This window comes from Streptomyces sp. PA03-3a, assembly GCF_033792735.1.
GTDB lineage: Bacteria > Actinomycetota > Actinomycetes > Streptomycetales > Streptomycetaceae > Actinacidiphila.
This window is the reverse complement of record NZ_JARAVM010000041.1, coordinates 54186-71244: the sequence shown is the minus strand read 5'-3', so window position 1 is coordinate 71244 and position 17059 is coordinate 54186. Positions and strand designations below refer to the sequence as shown.

General features: G+C 72.1%; 22 protein-coding genes. 8 read left to right on the top strand and 14 right to left on the bottom strand.

Translation table 11 applies throughout. The features are described from left to right. Positions 1-207: glutamate-cysteine ligase family protein (locus PV342_RS34925; protein ID WP_500320210.1), on the bottom strand; the 207-nt coding region annotated here is incomplete at its 3' end. A gap of 272 nt (positions 208-479) precedes the next feature. Between PV342_RS34925 and PV342_RS34920 the strand changes: the two genes are divergently transcribed. From PV342_RS34920 to PV342_RS34910, 3 genes are all read left to right on the top strand, one after another. Beyond that, on the top strand, positions 480-956 hold the full coding sequence (locus PV342_RS34920) for a MarR family winged helix-turn-helix transcriptional regulator (RefSeq protein WP_018562744.1): 477 nt from the start codon (positions 480-482) through the stop codon (positions 954-956). A 109-nt stretch (positions 957-1065) separates the two neighbouring features. After that, on the top strand, positions 1066-1623 hold the full coding sequence (locus PV342_RS34915) for a hypothetical protein (protein ID WP_400806788.1): 558 nt from the start codon (positions 1066-1068) through the stop codon (positions 1621-1623). A gap of 52 nt (positions 1624-1675) precedes the next feature. Then, the gene (locus PV342_RS34910; RefSeq protein WP_361012714.1) at positions 1676-2149 is read left to right on the top strand and encodes a hypothetical protein; all 474 of its coding nucleotides are present in this window, start codon (positions 1676-1678) and stop codon (positions 2147-2149) included. A 67-nt stretch (positions 2150-2216) separates the two neighbouring features. Here the strand turns inward: PV342_RS34910 and PV342_RS34905 are convergent, their stop codons facing one another. Together PV342_RS34905 and PV342_RS34900 are read right to left on the bottom strand one after the other, a co-directional pair. Continuing rightward, positions 2217-2384, bottom strand: a complete 168-nt coding sequence (locus PV342_RS34905; protein WP_500320207.1) for a hypothetical protein — start codon at positions 2382-2384, stop codon at positions 2217-2219. A gap of 211 nt (positions 2385-2595) precedes the next feature. Then, positions 2596-3024: a DNA glycosylase AlkZ-like family protein gene (locus tag PV342_RS34900; protein WP_500320205.1), complete on the bottom strand. Its 429-nt coding sequence runs from the start codon at positions 3022-3024 to the stop codon at positions 2596-2598. Between the two features lie 110 nt (positions 3025-3134). Here PV342_RS34900 and PV342_RS34895 point away from each other — a divergent pair, with 110 nt between their 5' ends. Both PV342_RS34895 and PV342_RS34890 read left to right on the top strand, forming a co-directional pair. After that, on the top strand, positions 3135-3302 hold the full coding sequence (locus PV342_RS34895; protein WP_026251678.1) for a DUF5670 family protein: 168 nt from the start codon (positions 3135-3137) through the stop codon (positions 3300-3302). Between the two features lie 192 nt (positions 3303-3494). Further along, positions 3495-3833, top strand: a complete 339-nt coding sequence (locus PV342_RS34890; protein ID WP_400806796.1) for a DUF3040 domain-containing protein — start codon at positions 3495-3497, stop codon at positions 3831-3833. A 7-nt stretch (positions 3834-3840) separates the two neighbouring features. Here the strand turns inward: PV342_RS34890 and PV342_RS34885 are convergent, their stop codons facing one another. Continuing rightward, entirely contained in the window at positions 3841-8370 is a 4530-nt protein-coding gene (locus tag PV342_RS34885) for an HAD-IC family P-type ATPase (RefSeq protein ID WP_500320203.1), read from the bottom strand. Further along, positions 8367-8873, bottom strand: coding sequence for a hypothetical protein (locus PV342_RS34880; RefSeq protein ID WP_400806802.1), 507 nt, complete (start codon positions 8871-8873; stop codon positions 8367-8369). The genes PV342_RS34885 and PV342_RS34880 overlap by 4 nt, the downstream gene beginning before the upstream one ends. Before the next feature lie 63 nt (positions 8874-8936). On the opposite strand from PV342_RS34880, the gene PV342_RS34875 reads away from it, so the two are divergent. Next, complete coding sequence (locus PV342_RS34875) at positions 8937-9731, top strand: haloacid dehalogenase type II (protein ID WP_400806805.1); 795 nt, start codon at positions 8937-8939, stop codon at positions 9729-9731. 19 nt (positions 9732-9750) lie between these two features. Here PV342_RS34875 and PV342_RS34870 read toward each other — a convergent pair whose 3' ends face one another. The 6 genes from PV342_RS34870 to PV342_RS34845 form a co-directional block, all read right to left on the bottom strand. Continuing rightward, positions 9751-10425 carry an endonuclease gene (locus PV342_RS34870; RefSeq protein WP_329189721.1) on the bottom strand — a complete coding sequence of 225 codons (675 nt, stop codon included), beginning with the start codon at positions 10423-10425 and terminating at the stop codon, positions 9751-9753. Between the two features lie 46 nt (positions 10426-10471). Continuing rightward, a complete protein-coding gene (locus tag PV342_RS34865; RefSeq protein ID WP_386996600.1) occupies positions 10472-11197 on the bottom strand; it encodes a metallophosphoesterase family protein in 726 nt (241 codons plus the stop codon). Beyond that, complete coding sequence (locus PV342_RS34860; protein ID WP_500320199.1) at positions 11194-11439, bottom strand: BON domain-containing protein; 246 nt, start codon at positions 11437-11439, stop codon at positions 11194-11196. Before PV342_RS34860 ends, PV342_RS34865 begins: the two co-directional genes overlap by 4 nt. Next, entirely contained in the window at positions 11436-12059 is a 624-nt protein-coding gene (locus tag PV342_RS34855; protein WP_500320197.1) for a nucleotidyltransferase family protein, read from the bottom strand. The genes PV342_RS34860 and PV342_RS34855 overlap by 4 nt, the downstream gene beginning before the upstream one ends. 108 nt (positions 12060-12167) lie before the next feature. Then, positions 12168-12314 carry a hypothetical protein gene (locus PV342_RS34850; protein WP_500320195.1) on the bottom strand — a complete coding sequence of 49 codons (147 nt, stop codon included), beginning with the start codon at positions 12312-12314 and terminating at the stop codon, positions 12168-12170. Positions 12315-12731: 417 nt separating this feature from the next. After that, complete coding sequence (locus PV342_RS34845; protein ID WP_406261682.1) at positions 12732-12941, bottom strand: hypothetical protein; 210 nt, start codon at positions 12939-12941, stop codon at positions 12732-12734. A gap of 516 nt (positions 12942-13457) precedes the next feature. On the opposite strand from PV342_RS34845, the gene PV342_RS34840 reads away from it, so the two are divergent. Then, complete coding sequence (locus tag PV342_RS34840; RefSeq protein ID WP_386996609.1) at positions 13458-13589, top strand: hypothetical protein; 132 nt, start codon at positions 13458-13460, stop codon at positions 13587-13589. A 25-nt stretch (positions 13590-13614) separates the two neighbouring features. Then, positions 13615-14061, top strand: a complete 447-nt coding sequence (locus PV342_RS34835; RefSeq protein ID WP_386996610.1) for a hypothetical protein — start codon at positions 13615-13617, stop codon at positions 14059-14061. Between the two features lie 147 nt (positions 14062-14208). Here PV342_RS34835 and PV342_RS34830 read toward each other — a convergent pair whose 3' ends face one another. From PV342_RS34830 to PV342_RS34820, 3 genes are read right to left on the bottom strand one after another with little or no spacing between them, the layout of a single operon-like run. Further along, the gene (locus PV342_RS34830; protein ID WP_500320192.1) at positions 14209-14601 is read right to left on the bottom strand and encodes a transposase; all 393 of its coding nucleotides are present in this window, start codon (positions 14599-14601) and stop codon (positions 14209-14211) included. A gap of 45 nt (positions 14602-14646) precedes the next feature. Then, positions 14647-15528, bottom strand: coding sequence for an SDR family oxidoreductase (locus tag PV342_RS34825; protein WP_400806825.1), 882 nt, complete (start codon positions 15526-15528; stop codon positions 14647-14649). A 15-nt stretch (positions 15529-15543) separates the two neighbouring features. Beyond that, complete coding sequence (locus PV342_RS34820) at positions 15544-17010, bottom strand: aminotransferase class I/II-fold pyridoxal phosphate-dependent enzyme (RefSeq protein WP_500320190.1); 1467 nt, start codon at positions 17008-17010, stop codon at positions 15544-15546. Positions 17011-17059 lie beyond the last annotated feature (49 nt).

Here is a 17059-nt window from a genome sequence, read left to right as displayed (position 1 = left end):
CACGACCTCCGCCGCCACATCCTCCATCCGCTCCTGCGGGCGCGTGGCGAACTCCAACTGCTCCCTCTGCAGCTCCGCCTCGAACACCTCGCCGCACACCCCGCGCTCACGACGCGCCGACGCCAGCACCGCCGCCGACAACGCCCGCGGCTCCCCGGACTCCGCGTCCAGCAGCAGGAGCTCCTCCTCCACACCCACCGTGCGCATCGAGCCACTCCGTTTCCGAAACCGCCCGGTGACCTCAGGCGACACCACGCGTCGGCTTCGCCGTCCGAAGGCCGCGACCACCCGCGACACCACCCGTACATCTGCTTCCCCGCGCCCGCGCGTCGATGCCCACCCTCGCTCTCCTCAGGCCCGACCGAGGCGTCGTCGAGGGGCTCACGTCCAGCGACGCCCGTGCACCCTGCGCGAGGCCGCCGTGAATGGCTTCTTTTCGAGCTTTCAAGCAGAACTGGGCATCTCGATATGCTGAGGAAATGGAGAAGGGCAAGAGCGACGACTGGCTGACGGACGACGAGCAGCGGGCCTGGCGCACGTACGTGGACGTCGGCACTCTGCTGCTCAACCAGCTCGGACGGGATCTGGAGCCGTTCGACCTGACCATCAACGACTACGAGATCCTCGTGAACCTCTCGGAGTCGCCCCAGCGCCGCATGCGGATGAGCGATCTGGCCCGCACCACCCTGCAGTCCAAGAGCCGGCTGTCCCATCAGATCAGCCGCATGGAGAAGAGCGGCCTGGTCCGCCGGGAGAACTGCGAATCCGACCGGCGCGGGCTGTTCGCCGTCCTGACCGAGGAGGGCTGGGAGACCATGCGCAGGGTCGCCCCGCACCACGTCACCGCCGTACGGGAGCACTTCATCGACCTGGTCCCCACCGACGACCAGGCGGCCCTCCGCAAGGCCCTCACCCCGGTCGTCGAGCACCTGCGCGCGGCGCGCGGCAGGATCTGAGGGGCGCGCTCGCGTGACGAATAGCCGCATAAGCGGCGTTTCGGAGACACAGCCCGGGGCAGGCGTCGCATCGAGGGGGGTTTCCCGTGAGTGCTAGGGAGTCGACCCCATGTCAACAGGGACACTTCTGGCGATCATCATCCCCGTGGTGGTGATACTCGCCCTGATCGCGGTCGCGTCCACCCTTTTCATCCGGCACCAGCGCCTGAAGAACCGCTTCGGCCCGGAGTACGACAGGACGGTGGAGAGCTCCGACAGCCGCATGGATGCCGAGCGCGACCTCGCCGCACGCGCCAAGCGTCACGACTCGCTGGACATCAAGCCGCTGCCGAGCGGTGTCCGTGACCGCTACGCGCGGGAGTGGACCAGCGTCCAGGAGGAGTTCGTCGACCGGCCCGAGGACGCCGTGCACGACGCCGACAGCCTCGTGGTCTCCCTGATGCACGACCGCGGCTACCCGACCGAGGACTTCGACCAGCGGGTCAAGGACCTGTCGGTGGAGCACGGCCGGACCCTGGACCACTACCGGGCGGCTCACGAGGTCAACGACCTCAGCACCCGGCACGAGGCCACCACGGAACAGTTGCGCGGGGCGATGGTCCACTACCGCGCCCTGTTCGACGAGCTGCTCACCGACGGCGGCGGGCGGCGCCACGCCCGGGCCTGACCAGCGCCCGGGACGCGGAACCCGCAACACCCATCCGAAAGGCGGAGAAACGATGGAACGCGAGCGCGTCTCCCGCGGAAGCGGTCTGGCCACCGAGGACCTCGCAGAGACCCACGCGCCTCCCGGCACCCCGCAGGACCGCCCGGAGGCGGCCTCCAGGGCACCGGAATACCCCGGCGAGAGCACCGGGTCACGGGGCGAGCCGCCGCCTGACGAAGCGGTCGGCGCCCCCACCGGGGACAAGGCCGCGGACGAGGCCCCACAGCTGCTGGGCTCCGCGGACCAGGAGGACTTCCGCACCCGCTGGCAGCAGATCCAGAGCGAGTTCGTCGACGACCCGCGCGACGCCGTGCACGCCGCCGACGAGTTGGTCGCCGACGTCATGCAGAAGCTGGCGTCGACCTTCGCCCAGCACAAGCAGGGCCTGGAGGGCCAGTGGACCCGCGGCGAAGAGGTGAACACCGAAGAGCTGCGCACGGCGCTCCGGCGCTACCGCTCCTTCTTCAACCGCCTTCTGTCCACCTGACTACGGCGGGGCGCCGGCCCGCACTGCGGGTGGCGCCCCGCCCGCCGGTGCCGAGGCCGCGCGCCGCCTAGAAGTCCTCCAGGCCGGTGCCCCGCCGCTTCTCGTGCGGCGGCATCTTCGTCCGCTCCGAGTCAGGCCGCTCTTCGTCCGCGGAGCGGCCGTCTTCTGCCGGTTCCCGCTCCCGCTCCGGCTCCGGCTCCGGCTCCTCGCGAGTCTCCTTCCACGGCTGTCCCATGAGTGGCCTCCTCTCGGGCGAGGGCGCTGGGGCTCAGCCACCAGCTGCGAACAATGAACGTCATGCCCCGTACGCCCGACCATAGACACGTGATCCGAAGATGTGCCACGGGGCCGAAGTGGGTCCTGTGACCCGTGGGGCGCAAGGGACCGATGCCCGTCGCGCGGCGCGGCGGAGACAGCCACACCCGACGCCCTGTCGCGGCTCCCGGTCAGTCCGTGACGATCCGGCTCTCGACGCCGGGGAGCCCCTTGTCCCACCAGTGTCCGTAGCGCCGGTAGACGGCCGGGTCGCGGTCGGCGAGCAGTGCCCTGAGCCTGGCCGCCTCCTCGGCCAGGCCGTCCCAGGCGGCTTTGCCGAGCTTGCGGAAGGCGGTCAGTTCCACTCCCCCGTCCACCGCCCGCCACACCCCGGCGACCAGCCCGTCGACGAGCAGGCAGGGCAGGGTGTCCCCGTTCCGCCGGTCCTCGGGCGCGAAGTCGCGTACGCGGTTCCACAGCGCCAGGTACGGGGAGGCCGGAGCCTGCGCCTGCAGCGCGCAGAGCCGGCGGACGGCCTCGGCCACGTCGAGGCTCCGGCGTTCGAGCAGGAGTTGGCGGTCCAGCGTGGCGAGGGCGAGTTGCCGCGCGGTCGGGCTCATGGCCGGATCATGGCCACCCCGGTCCGACAGGGCTTCGCGATCGCCGCCTCGAATTCGGCGTGCATGGTGGCACGAGGGCGGGGCACACGCGGGGTCAGGAGGTTGTAGACATGGTTCCTTTGCTGCTTGTCCTGCTGCTGGCCCTGATCCTCTTCGGGGCGGGCTTCGCCCTCAAGGCGCTGTGGTGGATCGCCGTCATCGTCCTGGTGGTGTGGCTGCTCGGCTTCGTGTTCCGGGCCGCCGAGGGAGGCGGGCGCCGCCGCTGGTACCGATGGTGACCTGACGTTCGCTCGCAGCATGCCGGGGCGCCGGCCGCGATCCGCGGCCGGCGCCCCGCTCGTCGTGGGCATCATCCAGCGTGGGCGTGATCCGGTCAGCTCTCGTGCGGCACGGGTCCCCGGCGTTCGACGGGGTAGACGCGGGCACAGATGGCCGGAGCAGCCCGGCCCGCGCGTGGCCAGGAGACGCCGATGAGGGAGGACTGCCGGCTCACCGGCCGGGAGCGGATGGCACTCGACGGGATCGAACGACTGCTCCGTCACGAGGACCGGGCCCTTGCCCGGCGACTGCGCACCATGCGCCTGCGCACCCCCCTGCGGGAGACCGCGGCGCGGTTCGCCCGGTGGCCGCGCGCCCTGTTCGTGACCTTCCTGGCCGGCGGCACCCTGGCCCTGTTGCTGTCGGCCACGCTGACCACGTCGCCACCGCTGGTCTGGGTCGGCGCGGCCTCATGGATCATCACGCTGCTCACCGCCACCTGGCCGGTCGCGAGCGGCGGGCGCGCACGGCGGAGGCGTCGGGTCGCCTGACGCGACTTCAGCGGGACGGTGAGCGCGGGGCGAGAGCCGCGAGAGCCACGGCCGCGGCCACTCCGGCCCAGGCGAGGGGGCCGAGCGGAGTACAGCCGAAGAACTGGCTCACACCCGGGGTCTGGATGACGGCGATGAGCGCCGCTGCCGAGCCGAGCACCGTGAGCCACACCAAGGGGCTGTGACGGCGGCCGGTCACGGTCTGGGTGAGTTGGGCCCCCACCACACCGCACAGCGCCATGGTGCTGGTGCGCCGGGCGCTGCCCGGCGTGACGGTGCCGACCAGCCAGGCGGCCGCGGCTCCGAGGGCGGTGACGATGCCGCGATGCCGAATCCGGTGGGCCAGAGGTGCGCCGAGGGTCCCCAGGCCCAGCGGGGCCGTACCGGTCCGCGCTCCCCGCCCTTCCGTCCCGGTCCCGTCCGTTCCGGCAGCCGTGCCCGTGGCGCCCTGCGGAGTCACGGCGACCGCCATCGCGGGGAACATGTCGGTGAGCAGGTTGACCAGCAGGAGTTGCCTGGTGGAAAGCGGTGACGCGCCGGAGATCGCGGTCCCGAGCAGGGAGAAGCCGATCTCGCCGGCGTTGCCGCCGATCAGGACGGTCAGCGCGTCGGCGACGCTGTGCCACAGGGCGCGCCCCTCGGCGACCGCCTCTATCAGCGCCGAGAGTTCGTCATTGACGATGACGAGGTCCGCGGCGTTGCGCGCGGCCGCGGAGCCCCGCACGGCGATGCCGACACCGACGTCCGCGGCCCTGATGGCGGCCGCGTCGTTGGAGCCGTCACCGACCATGCCGACGACCCGCCCGGATTCCCTGAGGGCCTCGACGACCTGCAACTTCTGCTCGGGCGCCACACGGGCGACGACGCCGCAATCACGGACGAGCGAGGCCCGGCCCGTGCGGTCACGGGTGGCGAGTTCGTCTCCCGTGACCACGGAGACGTCCGTGGACCAGCCGAGCGCTACGGCGACGGCCCTGGCGGTCTCGGGGTGGTCGCCGGTGAGCATCACCGGCCGCACACCCGCCTCACGGAGTCCGGAGATCAGCGGTGCCGCGTCCGAACGGGGCGTGTCGGCCAGGGCGATGAAACCGGACAGCTGCAACCGGTACTGCTCCAGCGAGCTTTCGAGCGCACCCGCGAACTCGCCGGCCTGCAGGCGATATTCCGCCACGGCCAGTACGCGCAGGCCCTCGGCAGCCAGCACCCGCGCCGTCTCGGTCGCGGTGCCGTCCGCGTCGGGGCAGAGGGGCAGTACCACTTCCGGTGCGCCCTTGACGACCAGAAGCGGGGTGCCCTCCGCGTCGTGCCCGGTGGCCGAGGCGTAGCCGCGGGAGGCCTGGAAGGGCTGGGTGTCGGCGGGGGTCCAGTGCGGGTCGTCGCCGGCCGCGTCGAGGACGGCCCCGTCGGTGGCGTGGGCGTGGACGCCGTGGTCCTCGCCGACCTGGGGGCAGGTCCTGGCGGCCTGCCGCAGGATTTCGCGGCCCTCCTGGGAGTCGTTCTCGTGGGCACCGCCGTCGGGGGCGGCGGTGCGGACCACGCGGAGCCGGTTCTCGGTGAGGGTGCCGGTCTTGTCGAAGCACACCGTGTCCATCCGCCCGAGTGCCTCCAGGGTGCGCGGGGTGCGCACGAGCACGCCGTGGGCGGTCAGCCTGCGGGCGGCGGCGAGTTGGGCGACGGTCGCGGTGAGCGGCAGCCCTTCGGGTACGGCCGCCACGGCGACGGCCAGCCCGCCGGCCACGGCCTGCCGCACGGGCGTGCCGCGCAGCAGCGACAGTCCGGTCACCGCGGCGCCGCCGGCCAGGGTGAGGGGCAGCACCGTGGAGGTCAGTTCACGGAGCCGGGCCTGCACACCGGGCGCCGGCGGCATCCGCGCGGCCAGGTGGGCGGCTCGGCCCGCCTCGGTGTCGTCCCCCGTGTCGACCACCACGGCGCGTCCCCGGCCCGCCACCACGGTCGCGCCCTGGAAGACCATGCAATGGCGGTCCGGGACCGGCACTCTGGGGGTCGGCTCGGTCTGCTTGAGCGTGGGCAGTGACTCCCCCGTCAGGGAGGACTCGTCGACCTCCAGATCCTCGGCCACGAGCAGCCGCGCATCAGCGGGGACCACGTCTCCGGTCTGGAGCTCGATGATCTCCCCGGGGGTGAGCCGTCCGGCCTCGACGGTGCGGGTGTCGCCGGTTTCGGGGTCGACGACCCGGCGCGCCTGCTGACGCTGGGTCACCGCCAGGGAGGCCAGAGCCTGTTCGGCGCGCAGCCGCTGGATGCCGCCGACGAGCGCGTTGATGCCCATCGCGCCCGTGACGAGGAAGGCGTCGACGGCCGAGCCCAGCAGTGCGGAGGCGGTGGCCCCCACGGCGAGCACGGGCGTGAGCGGGTCGTCCAGTTCGGCGCGTACCGCGCCGACCAGACGCCCCGTCAGCCGCAGTGGAACGGCGGCGGGTGACGCGGCCACGGACCGGCCGAGACGCCCGGCCGCCGACGTTGCGCGCGTCGACTCCTCGTGGAGGTCGCGCTCCGCCTCGCGCAGCCGGTCGAGAACTTCTCGGGGTTCCAGGGCGTGCCAGGGCACGCGCGGCCGCGGCCGGGGCACGTCGCGGCGCAGGACGCGCCGGGCGCCGCGCCAGCCGTCGACGAGGGCGGCCGCGGTCGCGGCGTTGACCGGACTCAGTCGCAGTCCCACGCGCCACGCGGCACGACGTCCTCGCGAGCCACGGGTGAGCACCATCAGTTCCGAAAGCGCCGCTCCGGCCTCGGCAAGGACCTTGGCGTGCCGGGCGGCCGCCCGGGAACCCGGTACGGCGGCCAGCAGCCGCCAGACCCCGGAGAGGTCGTCCAGGACCAGGGCGTCCGCCGCCCACAGGACGGCGCTGCCCGGGTCGACGACGGTCACGGCCACGTCGCTGCTCAGCAATCCCGTGGGCACGTCGTCGTCGGCCCCGGACCCGGCCGCCACCCGCGCGACGGTGAGCACGGCCCTTCGACATTGACGGAGTCGGCGCACCGTATCGGTCAAGGATGCCTCAGCCGGTACCAGTTGGTCGGCGAGCGCGCCGAACTCGCCCAGCGTCCCGTCGTCGGCGACGACGACGTGCAGACCTGCCCGGCGGGCCGCGTCGAGAACCGCCTCCGCCAGCGGGTCGACCTCGCGGGCGACGAAGACGGTGCCCACCTCGCGGTTGTCGTCGTCGAGGGCGGTCATCCGCCCCGTGCGGGTCCCCGGTGCGCTTCCTGCCGCGGCTCGCAGGCGCACCTCCGCCTCGTCCTGCCGCTTCTCGTCCAGCTGCTTCTCGTCCTGCGCCCGCAGCGTGGCCGAGGCGGCGTGCCAGAGGCGGTCGTGGTCCCAGCCGTCGCCGAGAGGGCTCGCTTCCGTCAGGGTGCGCCTGCGGCCGCTGAGCACGGAGTGATGCAGGACGACGGTGTCCACCAGTTCCAGTTGCCGGATCCGCTCCAGATCGCGCACGAGCACCCTGCGACGGGCCAGGCCGGTGCCGAGAGCGGCGGTGAAGGCGACGGGCCCGTAGCGTGCCGCGCGCGGGGCGGCGGCCAGGACCGCCTCGGCGGCCTCGGCGCCGTCGCGGGTGAAGGCGAGCGTCGCCACGGCCCCCAGCAGTCCTCCGGTGACGGCCTGGTCGGCGTACTGCTGGGCCGGCACCACATGGAGGCGGGGCCGCCGCACCTGTGGCGTCGGAAGGCTGTGCCGGTCGGGGTCGCACAGGCGGTCGTGGACCTCGTCGAACAACGCGGCCCTCGTGACCGATTCGAGGAGCTGACCGGCACGCAGGGACGCGTCCAGCACGAGAGCCGTCGGGGACTGCCCGAAGCCGTGCGCGGCCGCGTAGGCGACGGAGAGGAGGGCGTCGGCGGTCGGTTCCCCGAGCCTGTGCCGGAGCCAGCCGCGCGGTCGTGAGTCCTCGCGCAGTGCAGTGACGGCGGCCGTCACCAGGCGCGGGGACGGGCGCAGCCGCAGGACCCGCGCGGTCGTCGCGGTGGCGACGCCCGCCATGTCGCAGCACAGCGCGGTGGCATGCACGCGGGCACTGCCGGCCTGGCCGGGATGGTCGTGATCCAGTGCCGGTTCCTCGGGCTGTTCCAGCTGCTGATCGGCGGCCAGCCCGGCCGCCCGGGCCGCCACCTTGCCAGCGACCGCGTCCTCGGCCAACTGCACCACCAGCGACTCCAGGCCGCCGTCCCAGTAGGCCGCCAGCACGTCGGGATGCTCAGCCAGTGACACCGCGACCCTACGGGCCGCCGACTCCAACTGCCTTCGGTCGAGTACCGCTCCGCGGCGCGGCCGCAGCGGGACGTGCAGGCGGTGTGCGCCGACCCAGCGGCGTCCAGGGGTCATCGCCTGTTGTGTCGCCCGCCCGAGGCGCACGGCACCGCGGGAGGCGGCAACGGCGCTGCGCAGTGCCGCGCGTGCGCCGGCGTCCGCCAGTGGGAGCACATGGCGCGCGACGTCGCCGGGAGCGGTAGCGGCCAGCCGCAGGCCCGCGGCGGGAAGTCCGATCAGCAGCCCCAACCCCGTCGCCGCCCTCATGTGGCGGAGGCCTTCGCCTTCTTCTTGCCTTGCTTCGCCTTGATCTTCGCCTTGCTCGGCCCGCCCTCGGGAACCGGCAGCTCATCGGGTCCGGTCATCGCGTCCGGTCCCTTCTCGGCGAGGGGCGCCTCGTGGGTCTCGGCTGCGGACATGTGGCCCTGCGCGTGCGGCGCGGCCGGTATCCGTGTCTCCGGCGGGACCATCGTGTCCTGCAGGTCCGGCACGTCCTGGCGGGCCTGTGCCTCGGCCTGGTCCTGGACCATCGCCTGCGCGCGCGAACGCTGCTGCGTCAGCCACACGGCGGCGGCTCCCGCGGCCGCCACCGGCCACTCGACGACTCCGGCGACGCCGAGCAGCCCTGCCCCGGTGTAGGCGGCCACCCGTCGTGTTTGCGGCGAGACCACCCCTACCTTGTCCAGTACACCGTCGAACGCCCCTTTGACGGCCTCGGCTCCCGGCAGCCTCTGCGCCGTCGACCTCATCGTGTCCAGAGGGTGCGACACGGCCTCCATCACGGCTGAGGAAGAATTACGACCACTTTCACCCATTTTTATCACCTCATATACGTGCTGCCCAGAAAAGCGGAGCCGAACAGTCCGGTCTCGGCGGACGGCGGTGAGGGCGCACGATGGACGGACAGACACCGATCCGTCTCTGCGGAGGCACGCCATGGCGGCCGAGAACCGTGTCCGCTTGATCGTCTTCGACGTCAACGAGACCCTCGCGACCTGACGCCCCTGGGCGGGCGCTTCGAGGACATCGGCGTTTCCCAGGACGTCCTGCCCACCTGGTTCGCCGCCGTGCTGCGCGACGGCTTCGCACTCACGGCCGCCGGCGGATACGCGGACTTCGCGGAGATCGCGACGGAGAACGTCCGCGCGCTGCTCACCGCATCGCCGGACTGGAGCGGCGACGCGGAGGACGCCGCACGCCACGTGGTCGAAGGCTTCGCCGAACTCGCCGTGCACCCGGACGTACCCGACGGCGTCCAGGAACTTCGCGCCGCCGGCTACCGGCTGTTCACCATGACCAACGGCTCGGCGGCGACCACCCGGCGACTGCTGGACGGTGCCGGCTTGCTGGGGCACTTCGACGCCCTGCTGGACGTCTCGGGGCCCCGGTGCTGGAAACCCGCGCGGGCCGCGTATCGCCACGCCACCGACCGGGCCGGCGTGCGGCCCGAGGAGGCGCTGCTCGTCGCTGCCCACCCATGGGACGTGGACGGTGCTCGGCGGGCCGGGCTCGCGGGCGCCTGGCTGCACCGGGACACTGCCCACTACCCCGCTGTCATGACCGGTCCGGACCGTGAAGCGGCGAGTCTTCCGGATCTCGCCCGGGCCCTCGGCAAAGCGGCCCGCTGACGGCGCGGCCCGGGTCCGCTCAGGGTCGCGCCCCGGCGACCTCCTCGGCCACGTGGCGGTCCAGCGCGGCGCGCACCAGGGCCGCCGCGAAGACCGCGTACGCGGCCTCGGGCACCAGGGCGGCCAAGTCCTCCGGCCGCGCCGGAAGCCCGAGCCGTTCCGCGCCCTTGAGCGCCTTGGCGTCGAAGAGCGGGCCCGCCTCCGGCCAGACCGCCTGCACCTCGCGCAGGAAGATCTCCACCCCGACGGGTCCCAGCCCGGGAACCTCGCGCAGGGCACGGCGGATCGCGTCCGGGTCCCCGTCCGCCTCGTCCCGCAGGCGGCGGAGGTCGCCTCCGTAGCGGTCCAGGAGCAGTCGCGCGCCGTCCCCGAGTTGCGTCGCCGTCCGCTCGTCGTAGCGCCGGTAGTGGCCCCGGCCGAGCGCGTCGACCCGCTGCTGCCAGGTGGCGTCGCGCATCTTGCGGGGGTCGCGCATCCCCGCGGCGAACAACTCGTGCGCCGCGGCGGTGGCCACGGACGCCTTGATGCGGGCGCTGAGCAGGCACGCTGCCACCAGCACCTGGTACAGGGGCTGGGGTGTGTTCCTCAGCTTGATGCCGGCGTCCTCGGCGTAGGTGTGGCCCTCCTGGTCCAGCAGGGCCTTGACCGTGGCCTTGTCCCTCACGGTGTCCTGGTCCCGGGTCGTCCCGGTCATCTCACATCACCTTCTCGGCGAATCGCAGGTCCCTCCGCGGGGACTGCTACCCGGTGTGCAGCCGGTAGACGGCGAAAGCGCGATCGATCACGGGCTGCGCCACGTTGCGTACGCGTACGCCCCCCGCCGTCATGCCCCGCTCGACTCCCCGGTGCGCGTGGCCGTGCACGGCCAGGTCGGCTCCGCCCTCGTCGATCGCCTCCGCAAGCAGGTAGCTGCCGAGGAACGGGTGGATCTCCGGAGGTTCCCCGGCGAGGGTGTCGGCAACGGGCGAGAAGTGCGTGAGCGCCACGCGTACCGTGTGCGCGTCCCGCGGCAATTGCTCCAGCGACGTGCGCAGACCCGTCGCACAGCGGCGCGTCAGTGCCACGAAGGCCTTCATCTCGGGCTCTCCGAACTCGCCGGCGCTCCGCCCGGCGAAGCCGCCGCCGAAGCCCTTGGTACCGGCGACGGCCAGTCGCGCCCCGCCGAGGTCGACGACCGTGCCCTCGCCCTCAAGGACGGTCACCCCCGCAACGGTCAGCACGGCCGTGACCTCCGACTCCTGGTCGCTGTGGTAGTCGTGGTTCCCCAGCACGGCCACGACGGGAACCGGCAGCCCCGCGACCTCGCCCGCGACGACCTCGGCCTCCTCCACGGTGCCGTGGCGGGTGAGATCACCGGCGAGCAGCAGGACGTCGGCGCACTCCGGCAGGCATTCGAAGGCGGGCCGGAGCGAGCCACGGCTCTCCCGGCCCAGATGGATGTCACCCACGGCCGCCACGCGGATCACGGCAGTTCCTCGGCGTGGTCGGGGGCTTCGGCGCCGGTGATCCGCAGGTCGCAGACCACGGGAGTGCTTCCGGACTCGTCCTCGGCGATCCGCACGACCGCGGCGAGCGCCGGCGCGTCCGGCACGCTGCCCGACAGCACCACGGCCCCGCCGCGCTCCTCGACGCGAACGCCCAGTTCGGCCACCTCGTCGTCGGCCAGCCGCCGGCGCAGACGCTCGATGAAGTAGTGGTCCGCGGTCATGACGGGGCCTCCCGGGGGTCGACGACACCGAGTCGTTCGAGGAGGTACAGGAACGCGTCGGGCATCGGCTCGGACTGGTACCGGTCACGTATGAGGCTCCAGTCGATGCGCTCCCGCAGGGTCCTGGCCAGCGGCAGCAGCGCGCCGAAGTCGCAGTGCTGCTCGGTCAGGGCGCCGAGGAGGGTGCTCAGCAGGTCGGTCGGCGGCAGGACGGGCATGCGTACGGAGTCCACGGGCAGCACGGGGGCGCTGCGCAGCAGTTCGCCGGTCACAGGACGGCGCCCGAGTTCGAAGATCAGGTCGATGTCCTCACCGTCAGCCCGAGCCTTGACCAGCCAGTCCTCCGGCGCCGGGACGGCCTCGACGCCGTCGGCGGCCAGAGCCGCCAGCACCGCCTCCACGTCCTCGCGCCGGACGCAGAAGTCGGTGTCGTGCTGCAGACTGCCCGGCACGCCGTGTGCGTACGCGGCGACGCTCCCGGTCAGCGCGAACGGGAGGCCCGCGGCCTTCAGCACGGCGGCCACGCGCTTGGTGGTCTGCAGGATGGCCTGGGTGTGGTCCGTGGGCAGTGGCGGCGCCGTCACGGTCCCGGCGGGCGGGTTGGTGGCGTCGTCGTTCATGAGCGGGCCTCCGTCCTGACGGACCCGTCGGCTCTGCCCTCGCGGGCACAGCGGTACGTGCTCCTCCGGGCACGTACCCGCGCCTGGCCAGGGCACGCCTCGGGCTGCTCAGGCACGTGGCGGGCGGCCGGTGCGGAGCATTCGCAGGACGGCTCGCTCCGCGGGGCCGTGGGTGGCCGGGACTCCGTAAGAGCCCTGGTCGCCCATCTCGGGCACGGCCGCCGCGATGGTCACGCCTTCCTCGTAGAGCTCCACGACCCGGGGGTTGATGTACGAAGCGCGGCATACGGCCGGGGTGTTGCCGAGGTAGTCGGAGACCTCTCCATTAAGGAAGCCGTCGTGTCGCCGCCTGGCGTGCGGGCCGCTTCATCAGCGGTGCGGGCGCGTCGGGCCTGTCGCTGAGCTCCGGTCACCCGGTCTCAACCCTCGAGTCCCGGCATGGACCGCCCGTTGTGCAGGGTGTCCGTGGTGGATCCGGGCCCACTACGCCCACACCGGCCGCACCCCCCGTCGACCGGGTCTCGTGCGCCAGGCGCCGTTCCGGCGGGGTCCGGGCGTCAGAGGGAACACTTTTCGCTGCTCGTGCCGCGCAATCCCACGGGCGGCTGCTGCTTCGTCATCCCTCGACCGTGCGCGGCTCGGCTGATCGCCGCATCCTGGCCTGCACGCGGGTCAGGATTCCCCGTCGCGCTTTTCGGGTCGGTGTGTCTCCAGGCCCTCGATGGGATTGCCGGCCAGGGTGCCATGCTCGGCGGAATAGCCTTCGGCGCCGGAGGCGGAGCCGCGAACCACCCGCTCGTGCGCCTGGTCCTCCTTACCGGTTCCCGCACCCGATGCCTTGGCGGCGGATTTCGCCGTTTCCTTGTCCGGTTTCTTGACCATGGCCGATCTCCTCACTCTGCCGTCGTCCCTTTCACGGTGACGACTGGACAGGTCGCACCTGCCCGGAGCGCGTATGACGAAACGCTCTGCGGACGTCTCATCGCTGGTGTGGACCCCTCACCACATGCGGCGCGAACGGAGAGGTGCGTCGGACGGGCAGCAGGGCGAAGAGCGCTTCACTCGGGACGCGGTTGCCCGCTTTCGGAATGGGCGCGGCCTCCCAGCCCGGGCGCGGGGGAGAAATCAGTTCAGGGCAAGGTGTTTCGGGGGGCTTGCGTTCGTAGGGGTGTCCCATGGTCCGCCTCCTGGGTCTCGCCTGTCCAGGGAAAAGACAATAAGAGCTTAGGCATGTCGTCCGGACGCGGAAAAGGCCGCGCTTCTTCGCGGATATGTTTTGCCGCGTCGGGACGGGCAAGGTGTGCAGTGCCGCCCGTCCGCATGTGCGCAACGGCTCGCGCATTCGAGTTCGCCGAATGGGCCGAGCAGGCGCGAAGGACTCCGAAGGAGTGACCCCAGATGCCCGCCGGGTCGAGCCGCAAGCGTGAGCCGGAGTACGTGGGTGACGCCGACCGACCGCTCGGTGCGCTCATCCTCGCCGAGCCGCTGTACTCCGGCAGCGAGCGGGCCCGGGATGCCACCGAAGGGTGACAGCGCGGTGCCCCCCGCATGCCGGGTGATCGTCTATCCGCCGTCGGAGACGGGCGGACGTCATGTGCGTGTCGACGGGGAGATTCTCGGCGTCGCCTACGACATGCGCGATTTCCTGGAGTTCCTCCGGCGGACCGGTATCGATCCCCTCAGGGTGAGCGTGACCGATTCCGACCTCGTCGAATGGCGCGGCGCAGGTCCGTCGGTGTGGCGTCGCCGTCCCCGCGGCCCCCGGGGGCCCGTTGCCGGCCACGGACCGGGACGGGCACAAGCAGAGGACGTTCTCCCGCCGCCTCACGCGGACATGGTCGACGTGACCCTGGACGGCCCTTTGGAGCAGGTGTCGCGCCTCCGGGCGTGGATCGAGAGCCGTGCGGCGATCGGCAGCAGCATGCTCATGGAACTGCCGGACGGCAGGGTCCGCTGCCGGATTCATCTCCTCACCACCGACGATGACGGCGGTTCGGTGTAGCGCGTGTCGAACCCCACGCCTTCCCGGCCGGCGCCGGCACATGCGCCGGCGTGAGGGCGCGTTGCCTCGTGGGCCTCTCGCCCGCCCCAAGCCGAGCCACTGAGGATCGAGCCCAGAACGACACGGCAGCCGGGTGCGACGCGGTGATCACCGGCTCGGTGGGGACACCGCGAGGCGGTTCCCGTCGAAGTCTGTTCTGTGCCGTGCCCGCGCGATGCGCCGACGGACTCGCTTCTCGTCGGCGCCGACGACGGGAGCCCAGGTGATCACGTCCTTCGCCTCCCCCCGGGCGTGGAGCCGGTCGGAGACCCGCTGCCATGTGCCGTCCCTCTGCCAGCGGCGGAACAGGTCGTACACCCGGCCCCACGGACCGTACCTCTCGGGCACGTCCCGCCAGGGCACACCGGTACGGACCTGGAACCGTATGCCGTCGATCAACTGCCGCCGGGTCCATGTCGCCGGCCGACCCACCTTCTTGCGCACGGGCAGCAGCGGCTCCAACAACGCCCACTGCTCGTCCGTCAGATCTCCACGAGCCACGAATCAAGATCATTTCATACCGAGATCCGCTGGTACGACACGCCCTCAAGGCAGCGGCGTGCCGCCGGTCGCGTTGACCACTTCCGCCGTGATGTAACTGGCGCGCTGGGACGCGAGAAAAACGTAGGCCGGGGCCATCTCGGCCGGCTGGGCGGGGCGGCCGAGCGGCGACTGCTTGCCGAACTCCGTGGTGTCCGGCAGCGTCGCGGGGATGAGCGGCGTCCACACCGGGCCGGGGGCCACCGCGTTGACGCGGATGCCCTTGTCGGCGACCATCTGCGCGAGCGACTGGGTGAAGTTGACGATGGCCGCCTTCGTCATCGCGTAGTCCAGCAGGTGCGGGCTGGGCTTGTAGGCCTGCACGGAGCTGGTGTTGATGATGGAACCTCCGGCCGGCAGGTGCTCGAGCGCCAGCTTCGACAGCCAGAACATCGCGTACAGGTTGGTCTTGAGCACCCGGTCGAACTGCTCCGTGGTGATGGCGCCGATCCCGTCCGGCTGGGACATCTGGTACGCGGCGTTGTTGACCAGGATGTCGAGCCGGCCGAACTGGGCGAGTGCCAGGTCGATCACCTCGCGGCACTGGTCCTCCTCGCGCACGTCGCAGGAGAGGGCGACGCCCTTGCGTCCGGCGTCCAGCACGAGCCCCATCGTGGTGTCCGCGTCCTCCCTCTCCTCCGCAAGGTGCGTGATGAGCACGTCGGCCCCTTCGCGGGCGAAGGCGAGCGCGACGGCACGGCCGATCCCGGAGTCGCCGCCGGTGATCACAGCGGCCTTGCCCTCCAGTTGGCCGCTGCCCTCGTACGAGGTCTCGCCGTGGTCGGGGGGCGGGTCCATCGGACCGGTCCACCCCGGGTGCGGCTGGTCCTGCGCGGGGAAGTCGGGCTGCGGATGGCGGGTGACCGGGTCCTCGTTGCGGGACGTCATGGGGTTGTTCCTCCGTCACTTCTCGATGGCGACTCGGATGGAGCCCACCTGCTGGTCGGCGGCGTCGGGTACGACCATTCCGGCCTCCACCCCGGTACGCAGGTACTCCAGCACCTGCCGGTTGAGGCGCTCACCCGGGAGGGCGGCGGGTATCCCCGGCGGATACGGCGTGAGCATCTCGGCGGTGATCCTGCCCTCGGCCTCGGCGATCGGGACCTGTTCGGTCGGACCGAAGAAGGCGTCCCTGGGCAGCACGACCTGTCCCAGGGTGAGCTCCTCCGGACTCGGGACGTCCACGGGCGGCGCGGGGCGCAGGTCGTCCAGGTGGTCGGTGAGGTCGGCCAGGGCGGTGACCAGGACCTTCGCCGTGTCGTCGTTGTCGGCGTGGGTGAGCTGGGCGCTGATGCGACGGTGGTCGCTGACGTGCAGGTTCACCCTGTGGTGGGCGCGCAGCCAGTCCGCGGCCCGGTATCCGGTGACCCCCAGCGCGGAGGTGTCGACGATCACCTGGAGCGGGTCCATGTCGGCGGCCCTGTTCGGGCCGCAGAAGTCGTCCCGGCCGTGCACGTGGTAACCGTCGAGCTGCTCGATCTGGCCGCGCAGGGCGTCTGCCAGGGCGAGGGCCCGGTCGTACAGGCCGCGGCCCTGCTCGACCATCTGGCGGCGCCAGCCGTCCAGGGCCGCGTACAGCAGCACCGAGGGGCTGGTGGTGCCCAGCAGGTCCTCGCGGGCCTTGAGCACATCGGGGTCGACCAGGTCCCCCTGGAGGTGGAAGACCGAGGTCTGCTCCAAGGCGGAGCCCATCTTGTGCACAGAGGTGACGCACACGTCCGCTCCGGCGTCCATCGCCCATGTCGGCAGCGAGGGGTGGAAGGGGAGGTGCGCTCCCCATGCCTCGTCCACGATGAGGGGCTTGCCCTGCCGGTGGCACTCTTCCGCTATCGCGCACAGGTCCGCGCAGGTGCCGTACGGCGTGGGGCTGGTGACCAGGGCGCCCTTGGCATCGGGGTGGGCGCGCAGGGCGTCGGCGACGCCCTGGGGGGACGGCGGGTGGGCCAGATGGAGGTCCGGGTCCCACTGGGGGCGGACCCAGATCGGCTCCTGTCCGGAGAGGATCAGCCCGGATATGACGGACTTGTGCGCGTCCCGGCCCACGACGAGCTTCTCGTGCGGTCCTGCCACCGAGAGCATGGCGGACTTCACCGACAGAGAGCTGCCGCAGGTGGAGAAGAACGTGTGCTTCGCCCCCACGGCGTCCGCCATGAGTGCTTGGGCCTCTTCCAGAACCCCGTGCGACGAGGTGCGGTCATCGAGTCCGCTGGTGGCAAGGATGTCGCAGCGGAACACCGACTCCCCCAGGGCCTCCAGAACACGCTTGTCGGTTCCCCGGCCCTGCTTGTGACCGGGCGGGGTGAAGGGTGTCTGTCCGGTCGCGTGGTAGGCGGCGAGCGCCTCCAGGACCGGCGCATGCGAGTGGTCCATGGTCTGCGGCTGCCCGCACCCCCGAGGGGGAAACGCCCCAGGGCGGGAC